Source organism: Herbaspirillum huttiense (assembly GCF_004367745.1).
Classification (GTDB): Bacteria; Pseudomonadota; Gammaproteobacteria; order Burkholderiales; family Burkholderiaceae_D; genus Herbaspirillum; species Herbaspirillum huttiense.
On the sequence record NZ_CP037993.1, the window covers coordinates 50,395 to 63,034 of the forward strand.

15 protein-coding genes are annotated in these 12,640 nt (G+C 63.8%); 9 read left to right on the forward strand and 6 right to left on the reverse strand.

Translation table 11 applies throughout. The features are described 5' to 3' along the window. Positions 1-312: 312 nt before the first annotated feature. Complete coding sequence (locus E2K99_RS00200) at positions 313-603, reverse strand: DUF4148 domain-containing protein (RefSeq protein ID WP_034332278.1); 291 nt, start codon at positions 601-603, stop codon at positions 313-315. 563 nt (positions 604-1,166) lie between these two features. Then, a complete protein-coding gene (locus E2K99_RS00205; protein WP_134220989.1) occupies positions 1,167-1,571 on the reverse strand; it encodes a DUF4148 domain-containing protein in 405 nt (134 codons plus the stop codon). A 24-nt stretch (positions 1,572-1,595) separates the two neighbouring features. On the opposite strand from E2K99_RS00205, the gene E2K99_RS00210 reads away from it, so the two are divergent. Both E2K99_RS00210 and E2K99_RS00215 read left to right on the forward strand, forming a co-directional pair. Beyond that, entirely contained in the window at positions 1,596-1,847 is a 252-nt protein-coding gene (locus E2K99_RS00210; RefSeq protein ID WP_134220990.1) for a hypothetical protein, read from the forward strand. Between the two features lie 205 nt (positions 1,848-2,052). After that, positions 2,053-2,796, forward strand: a complete 744-nt coding sequence (locus E2K99_RS00215) for a glutamine amidotransferase (protein WP_134137633.1) — start codon at positions 2,053-2,055, stop codon at positions 2,794-2,796. 4 nt (positions 2,797-2,800) lie between these two features. Here the strand turns inward: E2K99_RS00215 and E2K99_RS00220 are convergent, their stop codons facing one another. Then, positions 2,801-3,727, reverse strand: a complete 927-nt coding sequence (locus E2K99_RS00220) for a LysR family transcriptional regulator (RefSeq protein WP_134137632.1) — start codon at positions 3,725-3,727, stop codon at positions 2,801-2,803. A gap of 150 nt (positions 3,728-3,877) precedes the next feature. Here E2K99_RS00220 and E2K99_RS00225 point away from each other — a divergent pair, with 150 nt between their 5' ends. Both E2K99_RS00225 and E2K99_RS00230 read left to right on the forward strand, forming a co-directional pair. Beyond that, positions 3,878-4,897 carry a zinc-dependent alcohol dehydrogenase family protein gene (locus E2K99_RS00225; RefSeq protein ID WP_134220991.1) on the forward strand — a complete coding sequence of 340 codons (1,020 nt, stop codon included), beginning with the start codon at positions 3,878-3,880 and terminating at the stop codon, positions 4,895-4,897. A gap of 344 nt (positions 4,898-5,241) precedes the next feature. Then, a complete protein-coding gene (locus E2K99_RS00230) occupies positions 5,242-5,598 on the forward strand; it encodes a flagellar biosynthesis protein FlhF (protein ID WP_034332285.1) in 357 nt (118 codons plus the stop codon). 84 nt (positions 5,599-5,682) lie between these two features. Here E2K99_RS00230 and E2K99_RS00235 read toward each other — a convergent pair whose 3' ends face one another. Beyond that, entirely contained in the window at positions 5,683-6,951 is a 1,269-nt protein-coding gene (locus E2K99_RS00235) for an MFS transporter (protein WP_134223985.1), read from the reverse strand. Between the two features lie 149 nt (positions 6,952-7,100). Here E2K99_RS00235 and E2K99_RS00240 point away from each other — a divergent pair, with 149 nt between their 5' ends. Beyond that, positions 7,101-8,000, forward strand: coding sequence for a LysR family transcriptional regulator (locus E2K99_RS00240; protein ID WP_134220992.1), 900 nt, complete (start codon positions 7,101-7,103; stop codon positions 7,998-8,000). A 14-nt stretch (positions 8,001-8,014) separates the two neighbouring features. Here E2K99_RS00240 and E2K99_RS00245 read toward each other — a convergent pair whose 3' ends face one another. Further along, the gene (locus tag E2K99_RS00245; protein WP_134220993.1) at positions 8,015-8,491 is read right to left on the reverse strand and encodes a hypothetical protein; all 477 of its coding nucleotides are present in this window, start codon (positions 8,489-8,491) and stop codon (positions 8,015-8,017) included. A 248-nt stretch (positions 8,492-8,739) separates the two neighbouring features. Between E2K99_RS00245 and E2K99_RS00250 the strand changes: the two genes are divergently transcribed. The 4 genes from E2K99_RS00250 to E2K99_RS00265 are packed head-to-tail and all read left to right on the forward strand — an operon-like array spanning position 8,740 to position 11,325. Then, a complete protein-coding gene (locus tag E2K99_RS00250; protein WP_134220994.1) occupies positions 8,740-8,925 on the forward strand; it encodes a hypothetical protein in 186 nt (61 codons plus the stop codon). Positions 8,926-8,972: 47 nt separating this feature from the next. Continuing rightward, entirely contained in the window at positions 8,973-9,218 is a 246-nt protein-coding gene (locus E2K99_RS00255) for a FeoA family protein (RefSeq protein ID WP_034332290.1), read from the forward strand. Continuing rightward, positions 9,215-11,041, forward strand: a complete 1,827-nt coding sequence (gene feoB / locus E2K99_RS00260) for a ferrous iron transporter B (RefSeq protein ID WP_134220995.1) — start codon at positions 9,215-9,217, stop codon at positions 11,039-11,041. The genes E2K99_RS00255 and feoB overlap by 4 nt, the downstream gene beginning before the upstream one ends. Beyond that, positions 11,038-11,325 carry a DUF6587 family protein gene (locus E2K99_RS00265; protein ID WP_121037291.1) on the forward strand — a complete coding sequence of 96 codons (288 nt, stop codon included), beginning with the start codon at positions 11,038-11,040 and terminating at the stop codon, positions 11,323-11,325. The genes feoB and E2K99_RS00265 overlap by 4 nt, the downstream gene beginning before the upstream one ends. A gap of 33 nt (positions 11,326-11,358) precedes the next feature. Here the strand turns inward: E2K99_RS00265 and E2K99_RS00270 are convergent, their stop codons facing one another. Continuing rightward, positions 11,359-12,564 (reverse strand): threonine ammonia-lyase, encoded by a 1,206-nt coding sequence (locus tag E2K99_RS00270; protein WP_039782897.1) that lies wholly within the window; start codon positions 12,562-12,564, stop codon positions 11,359-11,361. Between the last annotated feature and the right edge of the window lie 76 nt (positions 12,565-12,640).

Sequence of the window (12,640 nt, forward strand, 5' to 3'; positions counted from 1 at the left end):
GTGGTCACATGCATGACTGATAAATGAGAGCCAAATGGTCGAGTCAGTCGCGCAAGAAAACTTAGAAACAGGAATGGACGTTTCTAAGACTTTGTTGCACCAGAAAATAAGTAAATGGGACTGCATGCTGTTCCACAAAAATGGCCAGCAAACGATGAAGAGAGGAATGCGGAAGAGCAAAGGCAGGCGGGCCAGATTACCGGCGACCGAGGGGAGAGAACGTCGCTTTCATGAGGCCCGCCTGGGGAGAAACGCTGGCACCGGCGCGGCCGGTGCGAAGTGATGCTGATACGGAGACTGATGCGTCAGGGCTTACTGGTTGGAGATGGCCAGTTCGCCATTGTTGCGGGCCTGGACCAGTTCGGCGCGCACTTCGTCGCGGGTCTTGGCGGAGGCCACGGCCTTGACGTCCTGGTCACGGTCGGTCACCAGCAGCTGGCCAGTAGCGCGGGCTTGCTGGAGTTCGGCGATGACTTCGGCGCGGGTCTTGGTCGAGACGAACTTGGTGTCGGGGACACGCGAGGCTTCAGCCATGGCGGTACCGACGGCGGTGGTCAACAGCAGGCCGGCGAAGAGATTCTTTGCAATGTTCTTGGTGTTCATGATCGTTCCTTGGTGAGTGAGGAGATGAGCACGTCAACCTGGGCCGACGTTGGTGGTTCAGTCGTTGTGTGCTGTCATCTTGGAATCCAGTGTAGGCATCTGCAGCAAATCGATAAAGAGGCCAAAACGGAATTCATCATTCCGAAATTCAGAACAAGCGGACGCAGAAAAACTTATAACTTGATATTCCTAAAACTTATAAACGCAAAAGTCGAAATTTAAGTTTTATGACATTCGTTAAATTGTCTTTTGAAGTGCTTCTTCATAGGAGAAATGTCCTTCGAGACGAGGAAAATCGCCTTGCAGAAAACTTAGAAAATGGAATGAATGGAGCAGGCAGATTCGTGGTGGCGAAATTGCCTCCGTGCAGATCTGCAGAGGCCTGTTGAAGACGGGGGGCCGCAGGCAGGAAAGGCAGGCGGGCCGCACTACCGGCGACCGAGGGGAGAGAACGTCGCTTTCATGAGGCCCGCCTGGGGAGAGACTGTCGCACCGGGATCGCCGGTGCGTTTGCTGCGGCCCTGGCCTGGCGCGTAGGCCGGGTCAGGACGGGATGGTGCCGGTTACAGCGAAGGTGCTTGGGTGTTGCTGACGGCGGTGCCGTCCTGGCGGGCTTGTTGCAGCTCCTGTTGCACCTGCGCGCGGGTCATGGTCGAGTGGAAAGGCTTTTCCACCGGATATTGTTCGCTCACCAGCAGTTCACCATTGGCGCGGGCTTGCTTGAGCTCGGCGACCACGTCGGCGCGGGTCTTGGTGGAGACGAAGGGCTTGTCGACCGGATATTGGTCGGTGACCAGCAGCTCGCCATTGGCGCGGGCCTGTTGCAGGTCGGCGATCACTTCAGCGCGGCTCTTGGTCGAGACGATCCGGGTCTCGGCAGGATACGGTGCCTCGGCCATGGCGGCGCCAACGGCGGAGGTGAGCAGCAGACCGGCAAACAGGTTCTTGGCAATATTCTTGGTGTTCATGATCGTTCCTTTGTGAGTAAGAAGATGAGCACTGCAACCTGTGACTACCCTTGTGGTTCAGTCGTTGTGTGCTGTCATCGTGGAACCCAGTTTAGGGATTTCCGCCGCCGGGAAAAACCGGATAAAGCGGAATACATCATTCCAGATATGCGAACAATCAGTTTTTTCGAGGCTGTACCGGCGATTTTACGCCGCAACTGCACACGGGATTTTGACAAGAAGTTGCATTTCTTCTTCTTGGATATTGGTCTCAAGTTATTGATTTTAAAGGGCTAATGCGAAATTTCTTTCATATCGGCCTTTTAGCTGGCCCTCCATCTTTTGCGCCGCCGCAAAGATTTTTCTATTTCATCAATAGAGAATACCAATGACTTGTTCAACTATTTTGAGCAAGTTTTTCAGGCAGACGCTGTATACGATACGATATAGCGAAGCCGTGTTCCCCAGCTTTTCCCTTCATATCACTCACAGGACCAGCCCGATGAAAACCGCCCTCGCCCTGCGTCACGTTGCCACCGAAGACCTGGGCCAGCTGGCCCCGCTGCTCACTGCCGGCGGTTACCAGATCCGCTATTTCGATGTCGGGGTGGAGTCCTTCATTGACGTTTCGCCGCTGGATGCCGAACTGGTCATCGTGCTGGGCGGACCGGTAGCGGTGTATGACAGCGAGTCCTATCCCTGGCTGCGCGCGGAAGTGGCGTGGCTGCGGGCACGCTTGCTGGAAGATCTGCCGACGCTGGGCATCTGTCTCGGCGCGCAGCTGATGGCGGCGGCCTTGCATGCGCGGGTGTACCCGGGCAGCTGCGGCAAGGAGATTGGCTGGGCCAGCCTGCAGGCGGGCCAGCATCTGGCCGAGACCCCCTGGCTGCAGGAACTGGTGGAACAGCAGACCCCCGTGCTGCACTGGCACGGCGACACCTTCGACCTGCCGCCGGGGGCGCGTCATCTGGCGTCGTCGGCGCTGTATCCCAACCAGGCTTTCGCCTGGGGGCGGCACGGGCTGGCGCTGCAGTTCCATCCCGAGGTGGACATGCGCACGGTCGAACACTGGCTGGTGAGCCACGCCCACGAGATCGCCCACACCCGCAACCTCAGCCTGGCCACCCTGCGCGCCGATGCCCAGCGCCATGGCCGCCAGTTCGAGCGGGCGGTACGGCGCTTCTGGCAAGGCTGGCTGGAGAGCCTGCCCGCTCAGTCCCCGGCAGCGGAACAACGGCGCGCCTGAGGCCTCAGCGCGCGGCGGCCGCGGTGATCTTGCGACGGTCGACCCGCAGCAGCGGCGGCAGCGCTGCGGCCAGCGCATCGATCACGGTGCGCACGCGCAGCGGCAGGTGGCGCGTGAGCGGCCAGGCCAGGTGCATGTCGATGGTGGCGAAGGAAGCTTCGGGCATCAGCTTCACCAGCCGGCCGGCCTTCAGGTGGTCGCGGATGAGCCAGCACGGCAGGTGGGCCAGCCCCGCCCCGGCGACGGTGGCATCGGCAATGGCTTCCAGATCGTCGAAACGCAGCCGGCTGCTGACGGTGGCGATGCGCACTTCGCCCGTTTCATCGCGGATGGGCCAGCCGCTGGTCTTGCCGTAGAGGATGCCGTGATGCCGCGCCAGATCCTTGAAGTGGCGCGGCCGGCCATGCTGCGCGAGATAGTCCGGCGAGGCATACAGCATCATGGTCTGCGCGCCCATCCTGCGGGCGACCAGGTCACTGGTGTCGGGCATGGGACCGCTGCGCAGGACCAGGTCCACCCCCTCTGCGATCAGATCCACACGGCGGTCCGTGAAGGAGGCCACGATGTCCAGCTGCGGCCAGCGCCGCGCCAGTTCCACCAGCACCGGGGCCACGCACAGTCGGCCGAACAGGACCGGTGTGCTGATGCGTACCTGGCCGGCCGGCTCGCGCTGGCCATCGCCGACCAGTGCCTGGGCGCTTTCCAGTTCTTCCAGTGCGCGCAGGCAGCGTTCATAGTAGGCGCGTCCCTCGGCGGTCAGGCTCTGGCTGCGCGTATTGCGCTGGAACAGGCGCACGCCCAGCCGTTCTTCCAGCCGCGCAATGCTCTTGCCGACCGCCGAGCGCGTCAGGTGCAGGCGTTCTGCCGCGCGAATGAAACTGCCCGCCTCCACCGCCTGAATGAAGACCGAGATGCCGCTGAAGCTGTCCATGTGTTTCCTCTGAGGCCTGCGAACTTGTCCGCAGTGCCAGGTGATTGGTGAATCTGATTCTACAAGCAAGAGAAAAAAGTCCTCCACAAGCCGGGGCGCAATTTTTCTACACTGGCGCTCTTCTTTTTCTCTCGATCATCAGGAGCCACCATGGACCACACCATGCGCCGCTGGCATCTCGGCCAGTTCGGCAAGCAACACCTGCAATTGCAGACCGTCGCCATTCCCCGGCCTGGCCCCGGCCAGATCCTGGTTCGCGTGGCCGCCGTCGCCCTCAACTATCGCGACAAGATGAACATCGACAACGGCACCGGCGGCGCGCAGGTGCAGCCGCCCTTCACGCCCGCTTCCGATATGGCCGGCGAGGTGGTGGCGGTGGGGGACGGGGTGCAGCGTTTCCTTGCGGGCCAGCGCGTGATCTCCACGTTCTGGGGCGGCTGGCTCGATGGTCCCTGGCCGCAGGGCACGCTGGCACTGGGCGCGCCCGGTCCCGGCATGCTGGCCGAGTACGTGCTGCTGCAGGAAGACTGGGCTGTCGCCGCGCCATTGCACCTGACGGATGCGCAGGCCAGCACCCTGCCCTGCGCCGGTCTCACCGCGTGGATGGCGCTGGTGGAGCAAGGGCACTTGCATGCCGGGCAGACGGTGGTGCTGCAAGGCACGGGCGGCGTGGCGCTGTTCGGTGTGCAGCTGGCGGCGGCACATGGCGCGCGCACCATCCTCCTTTCGGGCGATGCCGGCAAGCTGGAACGCGCACGGGCGCTGGGTGCCACGCACGGCCTGCTGCGCAGCCAGCACCCGGAGTGGCAGCACGAGGTACGGGCCCTGACGGAAGGACGGGGTGCCGATCATGTGCTGGAACTGGTGGGCGGCGAGAACATCGGGCGCTCGCTGCAGGCCCTCAGGCAAGGCGGCCGCTTGTCGGTCATCGGCTTGCTGGGCGATGCGCAGTTGCAGACTTCGATCTTCCCGTTGCTGCTGGGTCGCCACACCATCCAGGGCATCGGCGTCGGTCACCGCCGTGCGCTGGAAGACCTGGTGCGCGCGGTGGATCACCTGCGCCTGGTGCCGGTGGTGGAACAGGAATATGGATTCGCGCAGTTGCCCGAGGCACTGGCGCATCTGGAGCGTGGGCCCTTCGGCAAGGTGGTGGTGCGCGCGGATTGCTGAACGAAGCTGCCGTGATGCCCGCGGGAAAGTGAGTACAAACCTTGCCGGGCGGGCAGTTCCCGCTTGTTACGATTGCTTGCAACGCTCACTGACGCTTGCACTTTCCTCCGAACCTTGTTGTGCGGGATGCGTTCAGAGCTACACGCATGACGCAAATGGAGCTGAGCGGCAGGTCACGAAACCGCTCATCAATTTGCGGCATCGGGGAAGCTGAGAATCAGACCTTGTCCGACATAGCGCAACAGCAAGCCTGCCTATAGTGATGGACATGGATCAACGATCCAGCGACCCGACCTTACTGAAAGCCTCGGGCTTTTTGATAAACACAACGCAAGGAGGTAAGCATGAAGACTCGTCACATCCTGATTTCGTCCCTGTTCATGGCTCTGGCCGGTAGCGCCATGGCCCAGAATGCACCGACCAACGGCAACGCCGTGGGTGCTGCACCGACTGCGCCGATGAGCGCCACCGCGACCACGCCGTCGGCTGTGCCGTCGAACGACCCGTTCGTTCAGAAGCGTCAGGCTGATGCCGACGCCAAGGCCGAGTACAAGGCGCAGAAGAAGGCTGCCAAGCAGGAGTACAAGGCCGACAAGAAGGCCGCCAAGGCCCAGTTGAAGCAGGAAAAGAAGGACTCCACTGCCCAGCGCAATGAAGCCCTGGCCACTTCGCCGGCCACCCCGACTGACAAGACTCCGTAATTTGACAGACTGAGGTCTTGAGGATTATCCCCGGCTGCGGCCGGGGATTTTTTTTTGTCCGCTTCTATTCGCCTGTTGGCCTTTTCAATTGCGTCCCTGCCGCCACAAGCGCCGCGCCAGCCAGGCCGCCGTCATCACCTGCAACAGCATGAAGGCGGCCACCGCATTCCAGCCCGAGTGTTCCCAGAACCAGCCACCGGCCGAACCGAGAACGCTGCCGCCCAGGTAATAGGACAGCAGATAGAGCGAGGCCGCATGGCCGCGGCCGCTGCTGGCCATGCGTCCGACCCAGCTGCTGGCGGCCGAATGCGTGGTGAAGAAACCAATGGTCAGCAGCACGATGCCCGTGATCACCAGCGCCAGTGACGAGGTGCAGGTCAGGAACAGTCCGGCGCACGAGGTGGCGATGCCGGCCGCCACCAGCGGTGCGCGGCCATAGCGGTCGGCCAGCGAGCCGGCCCAGGAAGAGGACACGATGCCGAAGATGTAGGCGCTGAAGATCAGCCCGGTCAGCGTGGCCGAGAGCGAGAACGGCGGGCTCATCAGACGGAAGCCTGCATAGTTGTAAGACGTGGCGAAGATGCCCATGTTGAGCGCCGCGATGCCGAAGGTCAGCGGCAGGCGCGCATGGCCCAGATGGCGCTTCCACAGCGCGACGTGATCGCGCAACTGCATCGTGCCGTTGCGCACGAAGTTGCGCGAGGCCGGCAGCATCAGCACGAAGGCCACCGCCAGCGCCAGATCCAGCGCGCCGATGGCCAGCATGGCATGACGCCAGCCGATGTGCTCGGACATGGTGCTCATTGCCACCCGCCCCACCATCCCGCCAAAGGCATTGCCGCCCACATACAGCCCCATCGCATAGCCCAGCCCGCTGGCATCGATTTCTTCCGCGAGGTAGGCCATCGCCACCGCCGGCACGCCGCCCAGTGCGATGCCCTCCACCGCACGCACTACCAGGATCAACTCCCAGTTTGGTGCCACCCCGGCCAGCAGGTTGCAGCAGGCCGCGGTGGCCAGCGAGGCGAACATCAGTTCCTTGCGGCCGTAGCGTTCCGACACCATGCCGGCCAGCAGAATCGACACCGCCAGAAAACCGGTCGACAGCGAGAGTGCCAGCGATGCGCTTGCGGCACCGATGCCGAATTCCTGCGCGAAGGCGGGCAGCAGCGGCTGCACGCAATACAGCAGCGAGAACGTGGCGAAACCGGAACAGAACAAGGCCAGAACGATGTTGCGATAGGCGGCTGATCCGCGCACGGCCCCGCGCGGCAGAACGGTGGCAGGTTGCTTGACCGGCTTGCCGTGGAGGGCGCTGCTGCCGGTGGTGGAGGTATCGGAGACGGACTGCATGGCGATGCGCGCGCCAGGGATGGGCCGGCGCACGGGGTGTGTTGTGGAGGGAGGCAGTCTGGAATAATTCGGCTATATTGTCCAATATATGGCACGCACGCTTGCCATCTATCAAACAGATATCAGCCACTCTTCACAGGGCGCCCGACATGGAACTCCGACACCTCCGCTATTTCCTGGCCGTGGCCGAACAGCGCAGTTTCACGCGCGCCGCCGAGAAGGTCGGCATTGGCCAACCGCCGCTGTCGATGCAGATCAAGGATCTGGAAGCCGAGATCGGCGGTGCCCTCTTCCTGCGGACCTCGCACGGCGTGGAGCTGTCCGAGGTCGGCCGCGTGTTCCTGCCGCACGCACAGAAAGCGGTGGACGATGCCGAGCAGGCCTTGCGTGCCGCGCAGCAGGCGGCCAGTGGCGAAGTGGGTTTGTTGCGCATGGGATTTACTTCGTCGGCGGTGTTTCATCCGCTGGTCTCACACGCCTTGCAGCAATTCCGCGAACGCCATCGCAAGCTGGAAATTTCCCTGAGTGAAGGCATCACCGAACAGCTGTTGGCCGATATCGCCGCCTCACAACTGGATGCGGCCTTCGTGCGGATCGTCACCACGCCTTCGACGGAGCTGGGCGTGGTCGAGCTGCCGGCGGAAAAACTGAAGGTGGCGCTGCCGCGTTCTCATCCGCTGGCGCGGCGCAAGTCGCTGCACTTGCAGGATCTGGCCGGGGAGAATTTCATCATGGTCCCGCGCGGCAAGGGTTCGGCGCTCTATGACAACATCTTCAGCGCCTGCCAGGCGGCCGGCTTCGATCCACAAGTGATCCAGCTGGCCCCGCAACTGACCTCGGCCATCAATCTGGTGGCCGCGGGACTGGGCATCTCCATCGTGCCCGAGGCGATCGAACAGGTGCAACTGGCCCAGGTGCGCTACATCGACATCCGCGAGCCGGCACCGCGCGCGCAACTGTCGCTGGCTTATCACCGGCAGTCGATTGCGGCCGCGCGCTTTGCGGCGCACTTGCAGCGTTCGCTCAAGCGCAGCGCGCCGGACAAGTGAGTTGAATGAAAGTCCTAGTTGGACTTGAAGCGCCCCAGCACCGAGTTGGCCTGCCGCAGGAAGGCGCGCGGATGCGCTTCCACCAGCAGTTCCAGCGCGGGCAGCATGCGCTCCAGCGCGATGGTCAGCGCGATGTCGCTGATCTCCTCGCCCCACAGCACCTTCTGCACGAAGGCGGCCGGGCCGATCTCGGCGATCAGGCTCATGCTCATCTGGCGTTCCAGGGTGTCGGTGCGCGGACCGAAGGTCTCGTCGAAGATGCGCAGGATGGCATCTTCCAGGTCTACCGAGGGGGATGGATGGGCGGGGCTGGCATCGGCCTCGTCATCCTGGCTGCTGACTCCTGAGGGTGACGGGTCAATGGGTGCCGGCCTCTGGCTGTTGTCGATCAGTGCGCTGGCTTCGCCAGCCATGCGGCTCAGTTGCTGTACGTGCAGCGTCAATGCGCTGATTTCAGCCAGCAACGTGCGCAGCGGCATCGGCTGCGGCATGTCGGATCCGGCGGGCCCTGCTGGATGTGGAATCATCTTGTTGTTGTCACTCAGGCCGCCAGGCCTGGTCCCGTGCAAGCTGCTTGAATCGATCGCACCGGACTGGCCACCCCCACGCGGCCCTTCCGGCTCCCAGTCATCCGGCCTGCGCAGCCGGTCACGCATTTCCCTGCGGAAACAAAAATAAGTATAGTGCGCTGCAAAAATTTACGCATGGAAATTTCAACGGGATTCGGCGAAGAAGCGACATGATTGCCGAAATTATTGTTCAGATGATAAAAGAAAATGATGAAGTTGCGTTTCTTTCATTATCTTTAATCCAACACTTTGGAGAGGATTGCGCGGCGGTCGCTGCGGCATATCGCCGCAGCCGCGTCGGACAAGGCCGGGCGGGGCGCTGCCGGTCAGCAGCCGTCAGGCGTTCATCAGGGTGAAGGAATATAATGAGAATCGTTCCTGAATCCTGATCAGAAGAAAAACCATGCGTCTTACTGAACTAGCCAAGGGGGTCGGCGCCATCGTCGACCAGGTGACTGACCTTCAACCCGCCGATGCCGTGGCCGCGCGCCTGCGCGACCTCGGTTTCGTGCGCGGTGAACCGGTGCGGGTGGTGGCCAGCGCGCCCTTTGGCGGCGATCCCATCGTGGTCCAGATCGGCTCGACGCGATTTGCCCTGCGCCGTGCCGAAGCCGAGCGCGTGACGCTGGCTGCGGGAGCGGCGGCATGAGCAGCGCCGCCCTCAACATCGCCCTGGTGGGCAATCCCAATTGCGGCAAGACCGCCCTCTTCAACCAGCTGACTGGCGCGCGCCAGAAGGTCGCCAACTACGCGGGCGTGACCGTGGAGCGCAAGTCGGGTGCCTTCACCGCCCCTTCCGGACGCCATGTACGTGTGATGGACCTGCCGGGCGCTTACAGCCTGCAATCGGTGAGCCCTGATGAACGCGTGACGCAGGCGGTGCTGGCCGGCCGCTATCCCGGCGAGACGGTGCCGGACCTGATCGTCTGCGTGGCCGATGCCACCAACCTGCGCCTGCACCTGCGCTTCGTGCTGGAGGTGCGCCGCCTGGGCCGGCCCATGGTGCTGGCGCTGAACATGATGGATGCAGCCGCCCGGCGCGGTATCCGCATCGACGTGGCGGCGCTGTCGCAGCGCCTGGGCATGCCGGTCATCGAGACCATCGCGGTCAGGCGCGGCGGCACGCGCGCGCTGGTGGCGGCCATCGATACGCAGGCCCCGGTGCCCTCCCCGGCCGCCGAAGAACCGGATGACTTGCACGTGGAAGTGCGCGCCCTGCTGGCCGATACCGTGGTGATGCCGGCCCCGACCGACCGCCGCGATGATGCGATCGACCGCGTGGCCCTGCATCCTGTGTTCGGGGTGCTGTTGCTGGCGCTGACCATGTTCCTGGTGTTCCAGGCGGTGTATGCCATCGGCAAGCCGATGACGGACGGCATTGCCGATGGTTTCGGCACGCTCGGCGGCGTGGTCGGCGAGTGGCTGCCGGAGGGGCCCTTGCGCGGGCTGGTGACCGATGGCCTGCTGGCCGGGCTGGGCACGGTGCTGGGCTTCCTGCCGCAGATCCTGGTGCTGTTCTTCTTCATCTTGTTGCTGGAGGAATCCGGCTACCTGCCGCGCGCGGCCTTCGTGCTGGACAAGCTGATGGTCTCGGTGGGCTTGTCGGGACGTTCCTTCATCCCCCTGCTTTCCAGCTTCGCCTGTGCCATTCCCGGCATCATGGGCACGCGCAGCATCACCGATCCGCGTGACCGGCTGGCGACCATCCTGGTCGCGCCGCTGATGACCTGTTCGGCGCGCCTGCCGGTGTATGCCCTGCTGATCGGTGCCTTCATTCCGCATCGTCCGGTGCTGGGGATCTTCAACCTGCAAGGGCTGGCGCTGTTCTGTCTCTATGTGGCGGGGATTGCCGCCGCCATGTTGGTGGCCTGGGTGGCCAAGCGCATCGGCAATGCGCGCCAGGAGCGCGCGCTGTTGATGGAGCTGCCTTCCTATCGCCTGCCGAATTGGCGCGATATCGCGCTGGGCCTGTGGGAACGCGGTGCCATCTTCCTCAAGCGCCTGACCGGCGTGATGCTGGCGCTGACGGTGCTGATGTGGGCCATCTGCACCTTCCCCTCGGCACCGGAGGGCGCGACCCGCGCCGCCATCGACTATTCCATCGCCGGTTATATCGGCCACAGCCTGCAAATGCTGTTCGCTCCGCTGGGCTTCAACTGGCAGATCAGCCTGTCGCTGATCCCGGCCTTCGCCGCGCGGGAGACCGCCGTGGCCACGCTGGCCACCGTCTATGCGGTGGGCGGTGAAGAAGGCGCGGCGCTGCAAAGCGCGCTGGCTGCGCATATCTCGCTGGCCAGTGCGCTGTCGCTGATGGTGTGGTTCGCCTTTGCGCCGCAGTGCATGTCCACGCTGGCCATCATCCGCCGCGAGACGCAGTCCTGGCGCATGGTGGCGCTGTCCTTCGGCTACATGTTCGTGCTGGCCTATGCCGCGTCCTTCCTGACCTACAACATCGCGAGGTGGCTGGCATGAATCACACGCTGTGGTGGCAATACGCCGTCATTGCCGCGCTGGTGACGGCCAGTGCGCTCTACATGCTGCGCAAGCTGGCACCCTCGGCAAGCTGGCGCTGGCAGGCGCGGCTGGCGAGCTGGCTGATGCGTCGTCGTGCGGGGATGTGGCAGGCACTGGGCCGGCGCTGGTTGCCGCCCGCCAAAAGCGGGGGCTGTGGTGGCGGTGCGTGTGATGGCTGTGGCGATAGCGGTGATGCCTTGCCGCCGCTGGAACAGAAGATCCGGTTCCATCGCCGCCGCTGAATCCGGGATCCGGCGCGGCGGCGAGGCTTGCGGTCAGTGCAGCTCTTCGGCCTCGAAGCCGGCCGCGCGCAAGGCTTGCAGCACCTGCGCCAGATGCGGACGGCCACGGGTTTGCAGCACCAGTTCGATATCCACGTTTTGCGCGGCCAAGAGCGTAAAGGCGCGTTGATGGTGGACTTCATCGATGTTGGCACCGGCTTCGGCGACGATGCCGGTGATGCGCGCCAGCGTGCCGGGCACGTCGCGTGAACTGACCTTGACGCGGGCCAGGCGTCCGGCGCGCACCATGCCGCGTTCGATGATGGCCGTCAGCAACAGCGGATCGATGTTGCCGCCCGACAGCACCAGCCCCACGCGCTTGCCACGGAAGCGGTCCGGATAGCGCACCAGCGCGGCCAGTCCGGCGGCACCCGCCCCTTCCACCAGGGTCTTTTCGATTTCCAGCAGCATCAGCACGGCCTGTTCGATATCGCCTTCATCGACCAGCAGCAGCTCGTCGGCTTCGCGCGCGATGATGGCGCGGGTCAGCGTGCCGGGCGTGCCGACCGCGATGCCTTCAGCGATGGTGCTGGCACCGACCGGGTGTTCCGTCCCCTTGACGGCATTGAACATGGTCGGGAAGCGGCGTGTCTGCACGCCCACGATCTCGATCTCCGGCTTGATGGCGCGTGCGGCCACGGCCATGCCGGCCAGCAGGCCGCCACCGCCGATGGAGACCACCAGGCAATCCAGGTCCGGCACCGCCTTCATCATCTCCAGCGCGACCGTGCCCTGGCCGGCGATGATGGCTTCGTCGTCATAGGGATGGACGAAGGTCAGGCCCTCTTTCTCGGCCAGTTCGTAGGCATGGGTGCGGGCCGCTTCCAACGTGTCGCCATGCAGCACGACATTGGCACCGAAGCCGCGCGTGCGTTCGATCTTCACGCCGGGCGTGAAGCGCGGCATCACGATGGTGGCTGGCAAGCCCAGCCGCTGTGCGTGATAGGCCACGCCCTGCGCATGGTTGCCCGCCGACATGGCCACCACGCCGCGCGCACCGCCTTCGCTGGCGGCGACGTCGACCATCTTGTTGCAGGCGCCGCGTTCCTTGAAGGAGGCGGTGAATTGCAGGTTTTCGAATTTCAGGAAGACCTGGGCGCCGACGATCTGGGACAGCGTGCGCGATTCCACACAGGGCGTCTCCAGGATCTGGCCTTGCAGCCGCAGGGCGGCGGCTTCGATGTCGTTGAGCGTTGTCATGCTGAGATTGTAGAGCCAATGGGGTGATTTGTAGCAGTTCGGGCATGCCGCCGCTCAGGATGCCGGGAAAGCAAAG